The organism is Gordonia sp. BP-119, assembly GCF_016924115.1.
GTDB classification, from domain to species: domain Bacteria; phylum Actinomycetota; class Actinomycetes; order Mycobacteriales; family Mycobacteriaceae; genus Gordonia; species Gordonia hongkongensis.
The window spans coordinates 114,204-131,599 of sequence record NZ_JAFFZF010000008.1; the positions used below are offsets into that span (position 1 = coordinate 114,204).

Genomic DNA, 17,396 nt, shown 5'->3' on the forward strand with positions numbered 1-17,396 from the left:
TCCTGGAGTGGAATGGGGGATTCGGCAGACGATCAGGCCATCAGGACGCGGAAACGCCAGTCGAGGACCTCGCGATCGGAGTCGTCGCCGTGTGCGACGACGGTGGAGCGCAGGCGCAGGACGCCGCCGGCGGCGAGCGGCGTCGCCTCCTCGACGAGGATCGTCGAACTGAGGGTGTCGCCCTCGTGCACCGGTCCGGTGTGGTCGCACGAATCCCAGCCGGTCACCGTCACCAGGTTCGGCAGCGCCCGGTTCGCCTGCGCGAGGGCCAGTCCGATGGTGTGCCCGCCGTAGACCAGCCGACCGCCGGCGGCCGCACCGGCCACCCGCTCGTCGTGGTGGGTGGCTGCGATGTTCAGCGAGAGCCGGGCGAGTTCGGGTGCGCTGGACACCACGTCGGCGCTGGAGGAGAAGGCGCGTCCGGCAAACTCGGATGAGAAATGTTGTCCGCGTGCGGATTCGCGATAGGTGTCGAGGTCCCATTCGGGGATGAACGGTTGCGCATCGTCTCCCGGTCCGATGGTGCTCAGGTCGTCAGCGTGCACGGTCCGCCCGGGATCGGCGTCGGGTGACAACGGCAGCATCGCGCACCGGTAGAAGTCGAGGACGGTGACGCCGGTCTGATCGGTGGTGACCATGTGGAGCGCGGCGAGCCCGGTCGGCGCACGTCCTGGCTTCGGTGTGTTCTCGCGCAGCCCGACCACTTCGGTGACGGTCGTCAACGTGTCGCCGATCCGGGGGTGGCTCAGGAACCGCAGGCCGCGGTAGAAGAGGTTCGCCTTCACGTGGTGGGTGGCCAGCGTGGATTGACCGATCGCGACGTCGGTGACCAGGCCGGGATGGGCGAGGACGCCACCCACCACGCGATCCGAGAGATGGGCGTCGAGCGAGAGTCGAAGGCGGTCACCGAGAATCGCTTGGTGCGTCGCGGCGAGACCGGATGTCAACGTGAGCGACGGCGCGTCGTCGAACAACTGTCCATGGGACAGTTCGTCGAAGAACGGGCCGCCCACGGCGACCGGCTCGGACGCGCTCATTCGGACGCAGCCTTGGCGAGGACGCGCCGCGCGGAGACGGCGAGCGCCTCGTCGAGCATTCGGCCGTCGAGCTCGGCCGCACCGGCACCCGCGGCGGCTGCCTGCTCGAGTGCGTCGAGCACCCGTCGTGCGTCCTCCACGGCGGCGGCGTCCGGGGTGAAGATGTCGATGGCGGACTGCAGTTGAGCCGGATGGATCACCCAGGTGCCGTCGAAGCCGAGGTCGCGGACCCAGCGCTTGGCGTCGCGGAAGGTGTCGTCGTCGGCGATCGTCAGATGCGGTCCGTCGATGACGTCCACGCCGGCCGCGCGCGCGGCGAGCAGCACCGAGTCCTGGACGACGTGCCACGTCTGCATCGCCAGGCCGGGGCTGCGTCCCAAGGATGCGGCGAGATCGGCGTAACCGATGAGGACGGCGTCGAGCCGGTTCGTGGCCGCGCAGATGGCGCCGGCGTCACGGATGCCGCGCGGTGATTCGAGCAACGCCTGCAGACGGACCGGCGCTCGGCCGAGCTGCTCGTCGGCCGACCGGAGGTCGGCGGGCGAGTCGGCCTTCGGCAGCACCACCGACGTCAGGTTCGGCATCTGGGCGCAGGCGGCGAGGTCGGCGGCGGCCCAAGGCGTGTCGATCGCGTTGATGCGCAGGGAGATCGCGCGGTCGGAGCCGAACTCGGCGATCAGGTCGGCGGCCGCTGCGCGTGCGGAGTCCTTGTTCGCCGGGGTCACCGCGTCCTCGAGGTCGAGGACGACCTCGTCGGCGATCGAAGCCAGCGCCTTGCGGGCCTTGCGGTCGTCGGAGGCGGGCGCGACCAGGACGGCTCGTCTTCTCTGCACGGTTGCTCCAGGGGTCGAGGTCAAATGTGCGGCCATATGCGATGCGGTTCCGGTTGTATCAGATCTCGGCGAGCTTTGGGAAATGTTGACAGGTGCGGCGAGGATCGACAAAATGGCCGTACAAATCTGGCCGTAGATCGTAGGGGCACCGTCATGAGCTCGCTTTCCGCCGAAGAGGCATTCCTGGTCGACACCGTGCGCTCCTTCGTCGACCGCGAGGTGAAGCCGTCGGTCCAGGAGGTCGAGCACGCCAACGAATACCCCGAGAAGTGGATCGACCAGATGAAGCAGATCGGGATCTACGGTCTCGCCGTGCCCGAGGAGTTCGGTGGCTCACCGGTGTCGATGCCGTGCTACGCGCGGGTCACCCAGGAACTCGCGCGCGGGTGGATGAGCCTCGCCGGTGCGATGGGCGGGCATACCGTCGTCGCGAAACTGCTGACGCTGTTCGGTACCGACGAGCAGAAGCAGCGCTATCTGCCGCGGATGGCGACCGGCGAACTGCGCGCCACCATGGCGCTCACCGAGCCGGGTGGCGGCTCCGATCTGCAGGCGATGACCACTGTGGCGAAGACCTGTGGCGACGAGTTGGTCATCAGCGGCGCGAAGACCTGGATCAGCAACGCACGGCGCTCCGGCTTGATCGCCCTGATGTGCAAGACCGATCCGGGGGCGCAGCCCCGGCACAAGGGCATCTCCATCGTGCTCGTCGAACACGGTCCGGGACTGACCGTCTCGCGCGACCTGCCCAAGCTCGGCTACAAGGGCGTCGAGAGCTGCGAACTGTCCTTCGACGGCTACCGTGCGCCACGGTCGGCGATCCTGGGTGAGGTTCCCGGCAAGGGGTTCGGCCAGATGATGAAAGGGCTGGAGACCGGTCGTATCCAGGTGGCGTGCCGCGCGTTGGGGGTGGCGACCGCCGCCCTGGAGGACTCGCTTGCCTACGCGCAGCAGCGGGAGTCGTTCGGTCAGCCCATCTGGAAGCACCAGTCGATCGGCAACTACCTGGCCGACATGGCCACCAAGCTCACCGCGGCGCGTCAGCTGACCTGGCACGCGGCCGAACAGTACGACCGGGGTGAGCGCTGCGACATGGAGGCGGGGATGGCCAAGCTCTACGCCTCCGAGGTGGCGATGGAGATCGCCCTGAACGCCGTCCGCATCCACGGTGGTTACGGGTACTCCACCGAGTTCGACGTCGAGCGATACTTCCGGGACGCGCCCCTGATGATCGTCGGCGAGGGCACCAACGAGATCCAACGCAATGTCATTGCGGCGCAACTCGTGTCGCGCGGCGGGATCTGAGCGGCACGCCGTCGTCCGGCGGGAGAGTGGGTTCCATGCGCGAGTCCGAGCAGTCCGCACCTGCGTACAAGACACTGGCCGCGGAATTGCGCGCGCAGATCGTCGCGGGCAGATACGCCGGCGGTGTGCGGCTGCCGACCGAATCCGAGCTCTCCCAGGAGTACGGGCTCAGCCGGCAGACCGTCCGCCGCGCGTTCCTCGAACTCGTGACCGAGGGCTCGGTGTACCGCGTGCCCGGCCGGGGAACATTCGCGACCGAGACCGCGGGTCAGTACCTGCGCCAGCTGGGTTCGATCGAGGACCTCATGAACCTGTCGACGGACACCGAGATGCAGGTGATCGAATCACCCTCGCGTCGCGTGGATCTCGAGGCGGCCGGACGCCTGCGACTGGACACCGACGTGGTGTACCGCATCGTCTTCCAGCGATTCCACGACGGCGTCCCGTTCGTGGTGACCACCGTGTGGTGGCCGGAGTCGGTCGCACGCCTCGTGATCGACGCCCCGGAAGTCGAGACCGGAGCGCGGAGTGATCACACGATGATCGGCCTGCTGGAACCTCACCTGGTGCACCCGATTGAGGAGTGTGCGCAGTCGATCACCGCCACCGTCGCCGATGCCGAGACCGCCGCCCGGCTCGGATGCCCGGTGGGGCACACGGTGCTGCGTGTCGACCGGTTGTACACCGATTCACGCGGCCGGGCAGTCGAACTCGCGGTCAGCCACTTCCTTCCCGAGCACTACACGTATCGGGTGACGCTCCGTCGCACCGCCGATCCGCGATCGGAGTGAGCCGGCGCCCTCTGCTCCCCGGCGAGCGCGACCCCCTGCTCCCTGGGGAGCGCCACCCCCTGCTCCCTAATCCGAAAAAACGACATAGCCATTGCTCCCTGAGGTGCGAGGAGCGCAAGCGACGAGCCACGAAGGGCTTGGCGATGGATCTCACCAGGACCCTTCGTGACGGCCTCCGCAAGCTACGGCCTCCTCAGGGAGCAGTTGGTGGCTCGCTCCGCTCGCACCTCGATGAGCAGTGGGCACGCGCCCTCTAACGAAGCGGTACCCCTGTCAGCCCCGAGCCGGAAGCGGTTGCTCCTCCGGCACGTTCGACGGTCCGCGACGCGAGGGGATGGTGAGTGTGATCGCCATCCCGACGAAGGCGGCGGCCGCGGCGACGAGGAAGCACCAGGTGAACGTCGACTGGTCGGGCACCTCGGTGCCGCCGAGCGAGATCGTGGCGCTGGCCAGGATCAGTGCCATCACGGCGGAGGCGACGGTGGTGCCCAGCGAACGCATGAGTCCGTTGAGTCCCACGGCGGCACCGGCCTCGGTGGCCGGCACCGATCCCATGATCAGGGTCGGCATCGCCGCGTAACCGACACCCACACCGATGGCACACACGATCGAGGCCAGCATCAGCTTCCAGGCCGCGTCCATGAGGAAGAAGGCGAGCAGGTAGCCGCAGCCCAGGATGGCCGCGCCGATCGCCAGGGTGATCTTGGCGCCGATCCGGTTGATGAGGATGCCCGAGATGGGCGCGAAGATCATCATCATCAGTCCGCCGGGCGCCATCCACAGACCCGCGGCCAGAAGCGATTGTCCCAGACCGTATCCGGTGGCCTCCGGTAGGCGCAGCAGCATCGGCAGCACGATGGACTGGGCCATCATGCCGAATCCGATTGCCGCGGCGGCGATGTTGGTCAGCAGGACGGCGGGCCGTGCGGTGGTGCGCAGGTCGACGAGCGGCTCACGCTGTCGCAGTTCGAAGAATCCCCATCCGATCAACACCAGGATTCCGCCGATACCGAGTCCGAGTGTGGCGCCGGACGTCCAACCCCAGTCGTTCGCCTTCGAGACGGCGATGAGGAAGGCGGACAGTCCCACGGCCAACCCGATCGCGCCGGGGACGTCGATGCGGCCGCCCGCGGCGTCGTTCACGCGCGGGACCAGGACGAGGACCGCGACCGTGACGAGGACGCCGAGACCGGCTGCCACGTAGAACAGGGCGTGCCAATCCCAGGTCTGCACGATCCAGGCCGCCAGCGGTAGGCCGATCGCACCGCCGACGCCGAGCGTGGCACTCATTGCGGCGACGGCCATCGAGGTGATCCGGGGCGGAGTGATCTCTCGGATGAGGCTCATACCGACGGGGATGAATCCCATGGCCAGGCCCTGCACGCCGCGTCCGATGATCAGCGGGATGAGCGAATCGCCCAGCGCGCAGATCAGCGAACCGACGGTGAGCAGCACCGCGCTCACCAAGAGGACACGCTGCTTGCCGAACATGTCGCCGAGGCGTCCGGCGATCGGCATGGCCACGGCGGCGGCGAGCAGGGTCGCGGTGATGATCCACGATGCGTTGCCGATCGATGTCCCGAGAAGACGGGGCAGGTCGGGCTGGATCGGGATGATCAGCGTCTGCATCAGCGAGGCGACCAGGCCGCCGAAACACAGCACCACGACGCTGCCGATCGCGCCGGCGGGTGCCTTCTCGACGGCGTCGGACGCGTCGTCGGTCAGCTCGGGCGCGGAACCTCGTACTTGGCTCATGGGGGAGACCTCCTTTCTAGGTATGCAGCATACATATGTAATGTACACATGCAAATCGGACAGTAGATTGTCCACGTCGACAGATGGAGGAGAGATGTCGGAGGATCATGCGCCCTGGCAGTCGCCGGTGCATCGTGACCTGGCGCAGGAGTTGCTGCGGATGTCACGGCGTCGCAGCCTGGTGCACCCCGCGGTCGGCCTGGAACGCTCGGCCTTCGCGATCCTCTGGATTCTCTCCGACGGTCGGCCGCGGACGTTGCGGGAGCTGACCGCCGACCTCCAGCTCGAGCAGTCGACGGTCAACCGGCAGGTCAACGCCGCCATCAAACACGGCTACGTCGAGCGGTTCGAGGTCGAGGACTCGTTGTCGAAGTTGATCCGCCCGACCGAGGCCGGGCGAGAGGCGTTCCGGCGCGACGGTCTGCTGCGTGCCGAACGGCTCGAGCAGGTCTTCGCCGATCTGGCCCCGGGCTCGCCGCAGGCCCTGCTCCACGAGCTGCGTGCCTTCAACGACGCCTACGAGCGGACCCAGCACCGGCACGGTGCGGCCGATGAATCCGACCGCGGGAAAAGGGGATTGGCGTGACCTCGGCCGGCATCTACGCCGTGACGGGCTCGGCGTCGGGGATGGGTGCGTCGGTGGCCGCCGCCTTGCGCGCGGACGGTCACGCCGTGATCGGGGTCGATCAGCGCGATGCCGACGTCGTCGCCGATCTGTCGACACCCGAGGGCCGACGCCGCGCGGCCGACGAGGTCCTCGCCCGATCCGGCGGGCAACTCGACGGGGCCGTGCTGGCCGCGGGCATGGGCCCCGCGGCCGGACGGGAGCGGATGATCGTCGAGGTCAACGTGTTCGGGGTGACCGAGCTGCTGGCCGCTTGGCGGCCCGCCCTGGCCGCCGCGGCGAAGGCGAAAGTGGTTGTCTTCGGTTCGAATTCGACGACGGTCACGCCGCTGGTCCCGAAATCCGCCATCCGACGCCTGCTGGCTGGCGACCCCGAGGGGGCCGTCCGGGTGATCCGACGCCGGCGCGGCGTCACGGGCACGGTGGCGTACGCGTCGTCGAAGATCGCGGTCACGCAGTGGTGCCGCCTGCACGGGACGGCGACCGAATGGGCCGGTGAGGGCATCCGGGTCAACGTCCTCGCTCCCGGGCCGGTCATGACGCCGCTGTTGCAGTCGCAACTCGACGGTCCGCAGGCCGGGCACGTGAAGTCGTTTCCGGTTCCGGTGCGCGAGTACGGAACTCCCGACCAGCTCGCCGCCTGGGTCATGCTGATGCTGTCGCCGGCGGCGGACTTCATGGCCGGCGCGGTCGTCACCGTCGACGGTGGAACCGACGCCTTGATGCGCGGACGGGACTGGCCGTCGCCGCTGCCAAAGCGGGTCATACCCCGGTTCCTGTGGACGATGTTTCGTGCCCCCGACAAGGGTATGGTCGCCGAGTACTAGAGGCCGGCCCGTTCGAGCGCCTCGTCGAACTCTTCCGACGCCTGCTTCTCGCTCTTGCCGTCGTCGAGCGCCTGGCGGTAGACGGCGAACAGTTCCGCGCCCCGCTCCACATAGGCCTGCGTCCATCGCTCGGCGTCGACGCGCCAGTAGCCGATGACGTCGTAGGACCGGCGGTCCCAGCGAAGATTGCCGCGCAGGTGCTTGCGGATCGCACGCGACTCCGCCGCCTCGCCGGCGAACCAGCAGTACGCGCCCGAGGTCGGCAGGGTGAGTCCGCAGACCGTGTCCGCGAGACGGCTCGGCGTGCGGGAGTTGCCGCCGACGAGCGTGATCAGCTCGACGTCGCGCTCGGGCAGATAGGCCAGTTCGGTCGGAGCAGGCACCTCGACCACGGCGGTGACACCGTCGGTCGACGGCAGTTCGTCGAGGATTCGGGCCAGGGCGGGGAGTCCGGCCAGATCGGCGGCGAGGATCAGGCGTTCGACGCCGGCGGGTGGTGCGTACCAGCACCGCGCGTGTGTCATCACCACGTCGTGCCCGGCTTCTGCGCGCTGGGCCCACAGTGTCGCGGGGCCGGCGGCATGGATGACGAAGTCGACGACCATGGTGCCGGCGGAGTGGTCGACCGACCGGATCGAGTAGTTCCGGCCGTCGGGCGCCGGGTCGGTGTCGTAATAGGCCCACGTGCCGTCGCGACATTCCATGTCCGGTGTGACACGCTCGGGGTCGTGTGGGAAGTAGATGCCCACGGCTTCGTCGGCTCCGCCGGGCAAGCCGAGTCCTGGCAGATCGTTCACGTCGAAGACGATGCGACGCAGATTGGGCGTCAGGTCGGCGACGTCGGCAACGCGTGCTCTGGAATAGCCCATGAGGTAACCCTAACCTGAGTCGGGCTGGACCCCGGTTACTAGGATATGCAACCATCGGAGAACTGTCGGTGTGGAGAGGAGTTCGCCCGTGTCGGAACCATCGGTCTTGACGGAGGAGAACGGGTCGGCGCGGTCGCTGATCCTGAACCGTCCGAAGTCCATCAACGCGATCGATCACGAAATGGTCGGCTTGATGGCCGAGCACCTCGCGGCCTGGGCCGCCGATGACGCGGTCGAGGCCGTCGTTCTCTCCGGCGCCGGTGAGCGGGGGCTCTGTGCCGGCGGCGACATCGTCGCCATCCATCGCGACGCGTCCGCGTTGAGCGGTAATCCCGAGTCGACCGATCGTGACGCCGAGCAGTCGCCGTCGGCGAGGTTCTGGTACGACGAATACCGGCTGAACGCGCTGATCTCGGGCTATCCCAAGCCGTATGTCGCGATCATGGACGGCATCGTGATGGGCGGCGGTGTCGGGGTCTCCGCGCACGGCGACATCCGCATCGTCACCGACCGTACGAAACTCGCGATGCCCGAGGTGGGTATCGGCTTCGTGCCCGATGTCGGTGGTACGCATCTGCTTTCGCGCGTTCCGGACGGGCTCGGAACCTACGCCGGCCTCACCGCCGGTCACCTGCGCGGCGCCGACGCCATCGCGATGGGCCTGGCCGATCACTTCGTCCCGTCGGAGTCGCTGCCGGCGTTCCTCGCCGTGATCGGCGAGTCGGGAATCGAGGCGGCACTGTCCGCGCACGCCGTCGACGCGCCGGCTTCCGAACTCGCCGAACATCGCGGATGGATCGCGGAAGCGTTTGCGGCCGATTCGGTCTCGGAGATCATCGAACGATGCCGCGCGGTCGGTACGCCCTTCGCCGACAAGACCGCCGACGCCATCGCCGCGAAGAGCCCGACCGCACTGGCCGTCACCCTGCGTTCGCTGCGCGAGGCAGCCGGCGACGCGACCCTGGAGGACACCCTGGTGCGCGAGTATCGCGTGTCGGTGCGTTGCCTGCTGCATCCCGACATGGCCGAGGGCATCCGCGCCCAGGTCATCGACAAGGACCGCGATCCGAAGTGGGCCACGTTCTCCGAGGACGCCGTCGACGCCTTCTTCGCGCCACTGCCCGACGACCTCACGTTCCCGACCGTCTGACCGAGACCTTCCCCGGGTGGGAGTCAGCCCGTAACATCCCGCCCGTCACCGAACCGAAAGAGGACTGACCGTGACCGAACACCAGACCATCATCGTCGAGACCAGCGGCCGGGTGGGCATCATCACCCTCAACCGCCCCAAGGCACTGAACGCCCTCAACACCGAGCTGATGAACGAAGTGGTCGGTGCCGTCCGGGAGTTCGACGTCGACCAGGGGATCGGCGCCATCGTGATCACCGGCTCGGAAAAGGCGTTTGCCGCGGGTGCCGACATCAAGGAGATGTCGTCGAAGTCCTACGCGGACGTGGTCAACGAGCAGTTCTTCGGTGCCTGGGATGAGCTGTCGCGGGCGCGCACGCCGATCATCGCCGCCGTCACCGGCTACGCCCTCGGCGGCGGCTGCGAGCTCGCGATGCTGTGCGACACCATCATCGCCGGCGACAACGCCGTCTTCGGTCAGCCCGAGATCAACCTCGGCGTCATCCCCGGGATCGGCGGCTCGCAGCGTCTCACCCGCGCCGTGGGCAAGGCCAAGGCGATGGACATGGTGCTGACCGGCCGCCAGATGAAGGTCGACGAGGCCGAACGCCTCGGCCTCGTCTCGCGCGTCGTTCCCAAGGAGGACTGCCGCGCCGCCGCCATCGAGGTCGCCGAGGTCATCGCCTCGAAGTCGCTGATCGCGTCCGCCGCCGCCAAGGACGCGGTCAATCGCGCGTTCGAGTCGAGCCTCGTCGAGGGTGTCCGCGCCGAGCGCGCGCTGTTCTACTCCACGTTCGCGACCGACGACCAGACCGAGGGCATGGCCGCCTTCGTCGAGAAGCGGGACCCGAACTTCACCCACCGCTGATCCGAGACATTCGCAAACCCACCGTTTTTCGGCATTCCCACCCCCTGTGTGGTGGGTGGATATACCGAAAAGGGGTGGGTTTGCGGCGTTCAGGAGAGGGTGCGCAACACGGCCAGGACCCGGTCGACGAGCGGGGACTGGCGCCCGTCGGGGAACGCGACGGCCAGTTCGACCTCGTCGTCGGTGTCGAGCGGGCGGTAGACGACGCCGGGTATACCGAGCGCTGAGGTGGGTTCAGGGACCAGGGCGACCCCCACCCCCGCGGCGACGAGTGTCACCAGCGTCGACGTCTCCTCGACCTCGTGCCGGATGCGCGGGACGAATCCCGCGCGTCCGGCGGCCGCCGACAGGACCCCGTGCATGACCGACTTCCCGCTGCCCGCGTGCACGATGAAGTCGTCGCCGCCCAACAGCGCGAGGTCGACGGGCGTATCCGATGCGCCGTGGGCGAGCGGGTGATCGTGGGGCAGTGCCACGATGAGGCGGTCGCTGCGGATCGACTCGACCCGCAGTCCGGTGGTGTTGATGGGCATGCGCAGTAAGGCAAGGTCGATGTCCCCGGACTCGAGCGCGGCGATCTGGGCCGGTGCCAGCATCTCGCCGCGAACGTGGACGTCCACATCGGGCAGTTCGTCGCTCAGTGCGCGCACGAGCGCGGGCAACAGCGAGTAGGTGGCCGAACCCACGCACCCGATCGCGAGGTTGCCCTGCCGCCCGTCGGCGATCCGTTGCGCCTGTCGTGCAGCGGCGTCGACCGAGTCCAGGATCGCGACGGCGCGCTGCAGGTAATCCGCACCTGCCGGGGTCAGCTCGACACGACGCGTCGACCGGACCAGCAGTGCGACACCGAGCTCGTCCTCCAGCTGGCGGATCTGCTGAGACAGCGGTGGCTGGGCCATGTGGAGCCGCTCGGCGGCCCGGCCGAAGTGCAGCTCCTCGGCGACGGCGCGGAAGTAGCGCAGGTGTCGCAGTTCCATGGAGTCAGTCTAGAGCGTTGATATCTGCTCCATATCAAATGCCGGGATATGGATACTTCTGCATATCGCTGTTGCTTCCTAGGGTGGACTCATGGCTTCTCTCACCACGGACGCGGGTACCGACATCGTTGTCTGTTCGCCACTGCGTACCCCGGTCGCGCGCATGGGCGGGGCGCTGTCGACCGTGCCCGTCACCCGACTGGCCACCGACCTCCTTCGCGACCTCGTCCGACGCACCGGACTCGGGGAGGGTGATGTCGACGACGTGATCCTCGGGCAGGGCTATGCCAACGGTGAGTCGCCGGCGCTCGGTCGCATCGCGGCTCTGGACGCCGGTCTCGGAGTCGGCGTACCGGGGATGCAGATCGACCGTCGCTGCGGTTCCGGGTTACAGGCGATCCTGACCGGGGCGTCGATGGTCGCGACGGGCGGTGCGCGCCTCGTCGTCGCCGGTGGCGCCGAGTCGATGTCGACCGTCGAGCATTACGCGCTGGGTCTGCGGTCGGGGGTCAAGCAGGGCGGCGTGGAACTCCGCGATCGCCTCGACCGCGGGCGTCTGACCGCGGGCGGCGAGTCACACCCGGTTCCGGGCGGGATGATCGAGACCGCCGAGAATCTTCGTGCGCGGTACGGCATCTCGCGGACCGAGCAGGACGAGTTCGCGGCCCGATCCCACGAACGGGCGATCGCGGCGCACGACAGCGGCCGCTTCACCAGCGAGCTGGTGCCCGTCACCATCCCGGGCCGACGCGGCCGTACGGACACCGTCGTCGACCGCGATGAGCACCCGCGAGCGGACGCGACTGCGGAATCGCTTGCAGCGCTGCGTCCCATCAGGTTCAAGATCGACGCCGAGTCGACGGTCACGGCCGGAAACGCCTCGGGCCAGAACGACGGTGCGGCCATGGCCGTGGTCACCACGCGCGCCGAGGCGGAGCGGCGCGGACTCGAACCCCTTCTCGCCCTGCGTTCGTGGGCCGTCACCGGTTGCGAGCCCGAGGTGATGGGAATCGGCCCTGTCGGTGCCACCGCCGCCGCACTGGACCGCGCAGGGCTCACTCTGAACGAGATCGACCTCATCGAACTCAACGAGGCCTTCGCCGCTCAGGTGCTCGCCTGCCTGGCGGAGTGGAAGGTCGACCCGACCGATGAACGACTGAACCCCAACGGGTCCGGGATCTCGCTGGGTCATCCCATCGGAGCCACCGGCGCCCGCATCCTCGCCACCGCGGCCTACGAGGCGCGCCGGCGCGACGCGCGATTCGTCCTGGAGACGATGTGCATCGGCGGCGGACAGGGACTCGCCGCGATCTTCGAGGCGACCCGATGAGCGCGCAGGTCCACGCCGTCGTCACCGGACGTCCCGACGGACCGGCGGTCGTACTGTCCAACTCGCTGGGTTCGACGCATCGGATGTGGGATTCGCAGGTCGCCGCGCTCGAAGAGCGATTCCGCGTGGTGCGCTATGACACCCGGGGGCACGGCGATTCGCCGGTGCCGCCGGGGCCGTACTCGATCGACGAGCTGGCCGACGACGTCATCGCGCTGCTGGACCGCTTCGACATCGAACGAGCACACCTCGTCGGGCTGTCGCTCGGCGGGATGACCATGATGCGCGTCGCCGCACGCAATCCCGAACGAGTGGATCGGCTGGCCCTGCTGTGCACGGCGGCGTATCTGCCACCGGCGCAGGGCTGGACGGACCGTGCCGCACTCGTGCGCGCCGACGGCACCTCGGCGGTCGCCGCGGCCGTGGTCCAGCGGTGGTTCACTCCTGGCTACCTCGCCGCGAACACCGAAGCCCGACAACAGTTCGAGGCCATGGTCGCCGCCACTCCCGCCGAGGGATACGCGGCCTGCTGCGAGGCGATCGCCGCCATGGATCAGCGATCCGACCTGTCGTCGATCATCGCGCCCACACTGGCGATCGCCGGTGCCGGCGACCCGGCCACCCCGCCGGATCTGTTGCGCGACATCGTCGATGCCGTGCCGAACGGCCGCCTGCTGGTGGTCCCGGACTCGGCCCACCTGGCCAACGCGCAACAAGCCGACACCATCACTCCCGCACTCATCGAACATCTGGAGCAGCAATGAGCACTCGCGACAGTGCCGCCACGGAGACGGTCGTCGACCGGCCCGGCGGCCCGATCAAACTCTCGGCGTCGGCCGCCGATGCGGTTGCCGACATCCCCGACGGTGCGAGCATCGCGGTCGGCGGCTTCGGGCTGGCCGGGATTCCGGGCTTCCTGATCGACGCGCTCCTCGAGCAGGGCGCGGCGAACCTGACCATCGTCTCCAACAACTGCGGGGCCGACGGCGCCGGCCTGGGGCTGCTGCTGGAGGCCCGCCGTATCGACCGGGTGGTCGCGTCCTACATCGGCGAGAACAAGGAGTTCGGGCGACAGTTTTTGTCCGGCGAGGTCACCGTCGAACTCACGCCTCAGGGCACCCTCGCCGAACGCATGCGCGCCGGCGGAAGCGGGATCGGGGCGTTCTTCACCCCCACCGGCGTCGGTACGCTCGTCGCCGAGGGCGGGCTGCCCTGGCGCTACCATTCCGACGGCACCATCGCGGAGGCGTCGCCGCCCAAGGAGGTGCGGACCTTCCACGGTCGGGACATGGTCCTCGAGGAGTCGATCGTCACCGACTACGCACTCATCCGGGCCGCGGTCGTCGACACGGACGGCAACTGCCGATTCCACGCCGCCGCACGTAATTTCAACCCACCGGCGGCGATGGCCGGGCGCATCACCATCGTCGAGGCGGAGAAGGTGGTCGAGGTCGGCGAGCTCGGACCCGACGAGATCCACCTGCCCGGCATCTTCGTGCAGCGGATCGTCGAACTCGCCCCGGAGCAGGTCGCGCGCAAGGGGATCGAGAAGCGCACCGTCCGTGAACGTCCCACCGCATCGCCGTCAGCCTAGGAGTGTCGACATGACCTGGACCCGTACCGAGATGGCCGCCCGCGCCGCGCGCGAACTCACCCCCGGTGACTACGTCAACCTGGGAATCGGTCTGCCCACCATGATTCCCGACCTCATGCCGGACAACTCCGGCGTCCACCTGCACGCCGAGAACGGCATCCTCGGCGTCGGACCGTTTCCCTACGACGACGAGGTCGACCCCGACCTCATCAACGCCGGCAAGCAGACCGTGTCGGTCCTGCCCGGGGCGTCGTACTTCGATTCGGCCACGAGCTTCGCGATGATCCGCGGAGGCCACGTCGACGTCGCGGTCCTCGGCGGCATGCAAGTCGCGATGAACGGCGACCTGGCCAACTGGATGGTGCCGGGTGCCCTCGTCAAGGGCATCGGTGGCGCCATGGACCTCGTCAACGGCGCCGGCCGGGTCATCGTGCTCATGGATCACGTCACCAAGAAGGGTGAGCCCAAGCTGCTCGAGGGCTGCGCGCTCCCGCTGACCGGCCGCGGCGTGGTGAGTCGCGTGATCACCGACCTCGGTGTGTTCGACATCGCCGGAACGGGATTCGACGTCGTCGAGTTCGCCCCGGGCGTGGACCTGGGGATGGTCGAGGACCGGACCGGTGCGCCGGTCACCGACCGCACCGCCGCCTACGCGACGGCCGGAGCATAGATCGCCTGCAGGTACACACGCACGGTCGACGGAGTCTGACGCACGGTCGACGTCACCGGCGGGTGGCTGCGAGTTCGGCGCGGGACCGCACACCGAGCTTCGCGTAGATCCGGGTCAGGTGGTACTGCACCGTCTTCGGTGAGATGTAGAGCTCGGCCGCCACCTCCCGGTTCGACAGGCCGCGCGCGACAAGGGCGGTCACTGCCTCCTCCTGCGGCGTGAGTTCGGCGGCACCCTTTGTGGCGGTGTGGTTCTCACCACGCGACGTCGCGAGACCGCCCGCCTTCAGTTCGCGTTCACAGCGTTCGACGTAGGTGGTCGCGCCGAGTGACAGATACAGGTCGCGGGCAGTCCCGATGACGGCGTCGGCGACCCGGCGCTTGCCCGCACGTCGCAACGTCTGGCCGTAGGCGAAGTTCACCCGCGCCTGGTCGTAGCGCAGGCCGAGACCGTCGAGGAGTTCGATGCCCTCCTCGAAGGTGCGCCGTGCTCCGTGGATGTCACCGGTTGCGCCGAGGTGGCGGCCGCGCGCGTACTTCATCCGGGCTGCCGACGACCGGTGGCCCCGCTCGGCGGACCGGATCTCGTAGCGTCGCAGCAGATCGTCGGCGGCCTCGTGCCGTCCCTCGAGGACCAGTGCGTTGGCGAGGACGTCGACCCACGGCCACAGGCCCGGCTCGGACAGGGCCGGGACGGACTCGGCCATCGCGACGAGCGGCGTCAGTATCCGCCGGACCTTGCCGTAGTCGGCTGCGGCCTCCGCCAGTTGGGCCCGGGCCAGCAGGTCCGGTATCCGCATGATCTCGTAGTCGCCGATGGAGGTGCTGCTCTGTGCGATACTTCCATGCGCGTCCTCCCAGTTCCCGCGCAGCGAATAAATCTGGCTCGCAGTCCAGTTGAGCAGGGGCGTGGTGAGCGCGATGCCGCTGTTGCGGGCGAGCGCGCGGCCGGCCTCGACGCCGCGCAGCGCATCGTCCCAGTCGCCGGTGAGGAACTGGACCCGGGCGAGCCAGGCCAGCGCCCACAACGTGATCCGGGTGGAGCCACCGAGCTGCGCCATCGACACGGCGGTTTCGAGATCGGTACGCGCAGCGTCGATCTCGTCGAGGCCGAGTTCGAGCCAACCGCGACCCATGATCGCACGCTGCGCCTGCGCGCCGTATCGAACCCGTTCCGACACCGTCTGGTACTCGGCGCGTGCGGCATCCGGGTGTCCCGACCAGGCCAGTCCGAGTCCACGGATGACGGCGGCCTCCACTCGGGCGGCCGATCCGGCGTCGGCCATCGCGTCCGCGCGATCGGCCCAGTCCACCAACTCGGTGCCCTGGCATCGGACCAGGTTGTGCAGGACGAAACGTTGCGCGATCAGGGCGGCGACATCGGGCTCGCGCTCGACGTTGACGATCGCCCACGCCCGGTCGAGACGCAGCTGTGCCTCCGCCGACCGGCCCCGCAGGATGGCGAGGTACGCCAGGGTCGCATTGCGCAGTGGTGTCTCGCGCAGGCTCTCCACGGTCGGTACGAGGGCGCCGGCACCGGTGCAGTCGCCCGCGGCGAGGAGCGAATCGACCGCGAGCGTCACCCGTGTGTCGCGCTGCAACGGATCGGGGGTGAGCCGGCCCGCCTGCCCGTACAGCCCGGCGGCCTCGGCCCACGCACCGTCGGCGCCGCGGGCGCGTGCCAGGTCGGTGAGGGCGTCGGCGAGGGCGGCGTCGACCGTCGAGGTGGCCGCGACGCGGTGATGGAGCTGTCGGGCAGGGTCGTCGACGAGGTCCGCAGCCCGACGGTGGGCGTCGCCCACGGTCTTCATGCCGAGGACCTCGAGGACGGCGGCCCGCACCAGGGGACCCGCGAGACGCGGTTGCGCCTCCGCGGGTGTCAATGCCCTGTCGTCCGTCACCAGACCGGTTGCGCGCGCGTCGTCGATCGCGGCCAGGGGGTCGCTAATCCCGGCGAGCGCAATCGCGGTGGCGAGGGGCTCGGCCGGGTCGAGGATCGCGAGCGCTTCGATGAGCGCGCGAGCCGAGGTGCCGTTGTCCGGCAATCGCTTCCGCACCATCGCGACGACATGGGCCGGCGCAGGCAGTCCCACGCCGGTGCGGGACCAGGTACCTGGCGGGACCTCGTCGAGCAGGGCCACGATGTCGCGGGGATTCCCGCCGGTGTGCCGGGCCAGTTCCTCCCGCATCGCCGGGTGCAGCACGATGCCGCGCTGCGCGGCGAGGTCGGCAGTACCCGTTGGGTCCAGGCCGTCGAGTCGTAGCTCGTCGAGTGCGTTGCCGACGAGCCGGGCGCCCGGCCGAGACATGGTGAGGACGACCAGGATTCGGCGATCCCGGTGTTCTCGGGTGAGTGAGACCAACGCCTGCAGTGACTCCTCGTCGGCGAGGTCGGCGTCGTCGACGGCTATGAGTCCGGCGGTGTCGCCGGGCACCTCGGTCGATGACTCTGCAGGAGTGGTGACCGCTGCGAGTAGTGCGTCGAGCAGGTCGTCCGGGGTCGGGTCGGCAGCGGTCGCGGGTGTGGCGTCGGGCCGGTCCTGTACCAGCTGCCGGATGAGTGCGCCGGGCGTGTGCGCTCGCCACGGTGAGACCGCGGCCCACAACGTGGAACCGGTTGTCGGAGCGGACAGCCGCCGCCGGACCAGGTGCCTCAGCAGCGTCGACTTGCCGATTCCGGGATCTCCCGTGACGGCCAGAAAACCCGACTCCGACACGGCGTCGAGCCGCGAGAAGAGCAATTCGATCTCGCGGTCGCGGCCGACGCACCCGCCGGTGACCATCATC

At 68.9% G+C, this 17,396-nt stretch carries 16 protein-coding genes; 10 read left to right on the plus strand and 6 right to left on the minus strand.

What is annotated here, in order from left to right; translation table 11 throughout:
- Nucleotides 1–32: 32 nt before the first annotated feature.
- Both JW364_RS07350 and JW364_RS07355 read right to left on the minus strand, forming a co-directional pair.
- Entirely contained in the window at nucleotides 33–1,037 is a 1,005-nt protein-coding gene (locus JW364_RS07350; RefSeq protein WP_065632511.1) for a MaoC family dehydratase, read from the minus strand.
- The gene (locus JW364_RS07355; protein ID WP_205333380.1) at nucleotides 1,034–1,906 is read right to left on the minus strand and encodes a CoA ester lyase; all 873 of its coding nucleotides are present in this window, start codon (nucleotides 1,904–1,906) and stop codon (nucleotides 1,034–1,036) included. The genes JW364_RS07350 and JW364_RS07355 overlap by 4 nt, the downstream gene beginning before the upstream one ends.
- 117 nt (nucleotides 1,907–2,023) lie before the next feature.
- Between JW364_RS07355 and JW364_RS07360 the strand changes: the two genes are divergently transcribed.
- Together JW364_RS07360 and JW364_RS07365 are read left to right on the plus strand one after the other, a co-directional pair.
- A complete protein-coding gene (locus JW364_RS07360) occupies nucleotides 2,024–3,175 on the plus strand; it encodes an acyl-CoA dehydrogenase family protein (protein ID WP_205333381.1) in 1,152 nt (383 codons plus the stop codon).
- A gap of 35 nt (nucleotides 3,176–3,210) precedes the next feature.
- Nucleotides 3,211–3,966: a GntR family transcriptional regulator gene (locus tag JW364_RS07365; protein ID WP_205333382.1), complete on the plus strand. Its 756-nt coding sequence runs from the start codon at nucleotides 3,211–3,213 to the stop codon at nucleotides 3,964–3,966.
- 273 nt (nucleotides 3,967–4,239) lie between these two features.
- On the opposite strand, the gene JW364_RS07370 is transcribed toward JW364_RS07365, so the two are convergent.
- The gene (locus JW364_RS07370; protein WP_205333383.1) at nucleotides 4,240–5,721 is read right to left on the minus strand and encodes an MFS transporter; all 1,482 of its coding nucleotides are present in this window, start codon (nucleotides 5,719–5,721) and stop codon (nucleotides 4,240–4,242) included.
- A 94-nt stretch (nucleotides 5,722–5,815) separates the two neighbouring features.
- On the opposite strand from JW364_RS07370, the gene JW364_RS07375 reads away from it, so the two are divergent.
- The gene (locus JW364_RS07375; RefSeq protein WP_137809451.1) at nucleotides 5,816–6,307 is read left to right on the plus strand and encodes a MarR family winged helix-turn-helix transcriptional regulator; all 492 of its coding nucleotides are present in this window, start codon (nucleotides 5,816–5,818) and stop codon (nucleotides 6,305–6,307) included.
- Complete coding sequence (locus JW364_RS07380; RefSeq protein WP_307814759.1) at nucleotides 6,304–7,173, plus strand: SDR family oxidoreductase; 870 nt, start codon at nucleotides 6,304–6,306, stop codon at nucleotides 7,171–7,173. The genes JW364_RS07375 and JW364_RS07380 overlap by 4 nt, the downstream gene beginning before the upstream one ends.
- Here the strand turns inward: JW364_RS07380 and JW364_RS07385 are convergent.
- A complete protein-coding gene (locus JW364_RS07385; RefSeq protein ID WP_058249747.1) occupies nucleotides 7,170–8,042 on the minus strand; it encodes a siderophore-interacting protein in 873 nt (290 codons plus the stop codon). The two genes, JW364_RS07380 and JW364_RS07385, sit on opposite strands and share 4 nt — an antisense overlap.
- Nucleotides 8,043–8,130: 88 nt before the next feature.
- Here JW364_RS07385 and JW364_RS07390 point away from each other — a divergent pair, with 88 nt between their 5' ends.
- On the plus strand, nucleotides 8,131–9,192 hold the full coding sequence (locus JW364_RS07390; RefSeq protein ID WP_205333384.1) for an enoyl-CoA hydratase/isomerase family protein: 1,062 nt from the start codon (nucleotides 8,131–8,133) through the stop codon (nucleotides 9,190–9,192).
- A gap of 70 nt (nucleotides 9,193–9,262) precedes the next feature.
- Nucleotides 9,263–10,039, plus strand: a complete 777-nt coding sequence (locus tag JW364_RS07395) for an enoyl-CoA hydratase (protein WP_058249749.1) — start codon at nucleotides 9,263–9,265, stop codon at nucleotides 10,037–10,039.
- An 89-nt stretch (nucleotides 10,040–10,128) separates the two neighbouring features.
- On the opposite strand, the gene JW364_RS07400 is transcribed toward JW364_RS07395, so the two are convergent.
- The gene (locus JW364_RS07400) at nucleotides 10,129–11,016 is read right to left on the minus strand and encodes a LysR substrate-binding domain-containing protein (RefSeq protein ID WP_058249750.1); all 888 of its coding nucleotides are present in this window, start codon (nucleotides 11,014–11,016) and stop codon (nucleotides 10,129–10,131) included.
- A gap of 91 nt (nucleotides 11,017–11,107) precedes the next feature.
- Between JW364_RS07400 and JW364_RS07405 the strand changes: the two genes are divergently transcribed.
- The 4 genes from JW364_RS07405 to JW364_RS07420 are packed head-to-tail and all read left to right on the plus strand — an operon-like array spanning nucleotide 11,108 to nucleotide 14,610.
- Entirely contained in the window at nucleotides 11,108–12,346 is a 1,239-nt protein-coding gene (locus JW364_RS07405; protein WP_205333385.1) for an acetyl-CoA C-acetyltransferase, read from the plus strand.
- A complete protein-coding gene (gene pcaD / locus JW364_RS07410; RefSeq protein ID WP_205333386.1) occupies nucleotides 12,343–13,110 on the plus strand; it encodes a 3-oxoadipate enol-lactonase in 768 nt (255 codons plus the stop codon). Before JW364_RS07405 ends, pcaD begins: the two co-directional genes overlap by 4 nt.
- Nucleotides 13,107–13,940, plus strand: a complete 834-nt coding sequence (locus JW364_RS07415) for a CoA transferase subunit A (RefSeq protein WP_205333387.1) — start codon at nucleotides 13,107–13,109, stop codon at nucleotides 13,938–13,940. Before pcaD ends, JW364_RS07415 begins: the two co-directional genes overlap by 4 nt.
- Nucleotides 13,941–13,950: 10 nt before the next feature.
- Nucleotides 13,951–14,610 (plus strand): 3-oxoacid CoA-transferase subunit B, encoded by a 660-nt coding sequence (locus JW364_RS07420; protein ID WP_078112734.1) that lies wholly within the window; start codon nucleotides 13,951–13,953, stop codon nucleotides 14,608–14,610.
- A gap of 52 nt (nucleotides 14,611–14,662) precedes the next feature.
- On the opposite strand, the gene JW364_RS07425 is transcribed toward JW364_RS07420, so the two are convergent.
- Complete coding sequence (locus JW364_RS07425; RefSeq protein WP_205333388.1) at nucleotides 14,663–17,395, minus strand: LuxR family transcriptional regulator; 2,733 nt, start codon at nucleotides 17,393–17,395, stop codon at nucleotides 14,663–14,665.
- Between the last annotated feature and the right edge of the window lies 1 nt (nucleotide 17,396).

Bases quoted from the DNA above. Each gene is read 5' to 3' on its own strand.
- JW364_RS07425 (WP_205333388.1), bottom strand. From the start codon at position 17,395: ATGATGGTCACCGGCGGGTGCGTCGGCCGCGACCGCGAGATCGAATTG.
- JW364_RS07365 (WP_205333382.1), top strand. From the start codon at position 3,211: ATGCGCGAGTCCGAGCAGTCCGCACCTGCGTACAAGACACTGGCCGCG.
- JW364_RS07360 (WP_205333381.1), top strand. From the start codon at position 2,024: ATGAGCTCGCTTTCCGCCGAAGAGGCATTCCTGGTCGACACCGTGCGC.
- JW364_RS07420 (WP_078112734.1), top strand. From the start codon at position 13,951: ATGACCTGGACCCGTACCGAGATGGCCGCCCGCGCCGCGCGCGAACTC.
- JW364_RS07415 (WP_205333387.1), top strand. From the start codon at position 13,107: ATGAGCACTCGCGACAGTGCCGCCACGGAGACGGTCGTCGACCGGCCC.
- JW364_RS07370 (WP_205333383.1), bottom strand. From the start codon at position 5,721: ATGAGCCAAGTACGAGGTTCCGCGCCCGAGCTGACCGACGACGCGTCC.
- JW364_RS07355 (WP_205333380.1), bottom strand. From the start codon at position 1,906: ATGGCCGCACATTTGACCTCGACCCCTGGAGCAACCGTGCAGAGAAGA.
- JW364_RS07350 (WP_065632511.1), bottom strand. From the start codon at position 1,037: ATGAGCGCGTCCGAGCCGGTCGCCGTGGGCGGCCCGTTCTTCGACGAA.
- JW364_RS07405 (WP_205333385.1), top strand. From the start codon at position 11,108: ATGGCTTCTCTCACCACGGACGCGGGTACCGACATCGTTGTCTGTTCG.
- pcaD (WP_205333386.1), top strand. From the start codon at position 12,343: ATGAGCGCGCAGGTCCACGCCGTCGTCACCGGACGTCCCGACGGACCG.
- JW364_RS07375 (WP_137809451.1), top strand. From the start codon at position 5,816: ATGTCGGAGGATCATGCGCCCTGGCAGTCGCCGGTGCATCGTGACCTG.
- JW364_RS07400 (WP_058249750.1), bottom strand. From the start codon at position 11,016: ATGGAACTGCGACACCTGCGCTACTTCCGCGCCGTCGCCGAGGAGCTG.
- JW364_RS07385 (WP_058249747.1), bottom strand. From the start codon at position 8,042: ATGGGCTATTCCAGAGCACGCGTTGCCGACGTCGCCGACCTGACGCCC.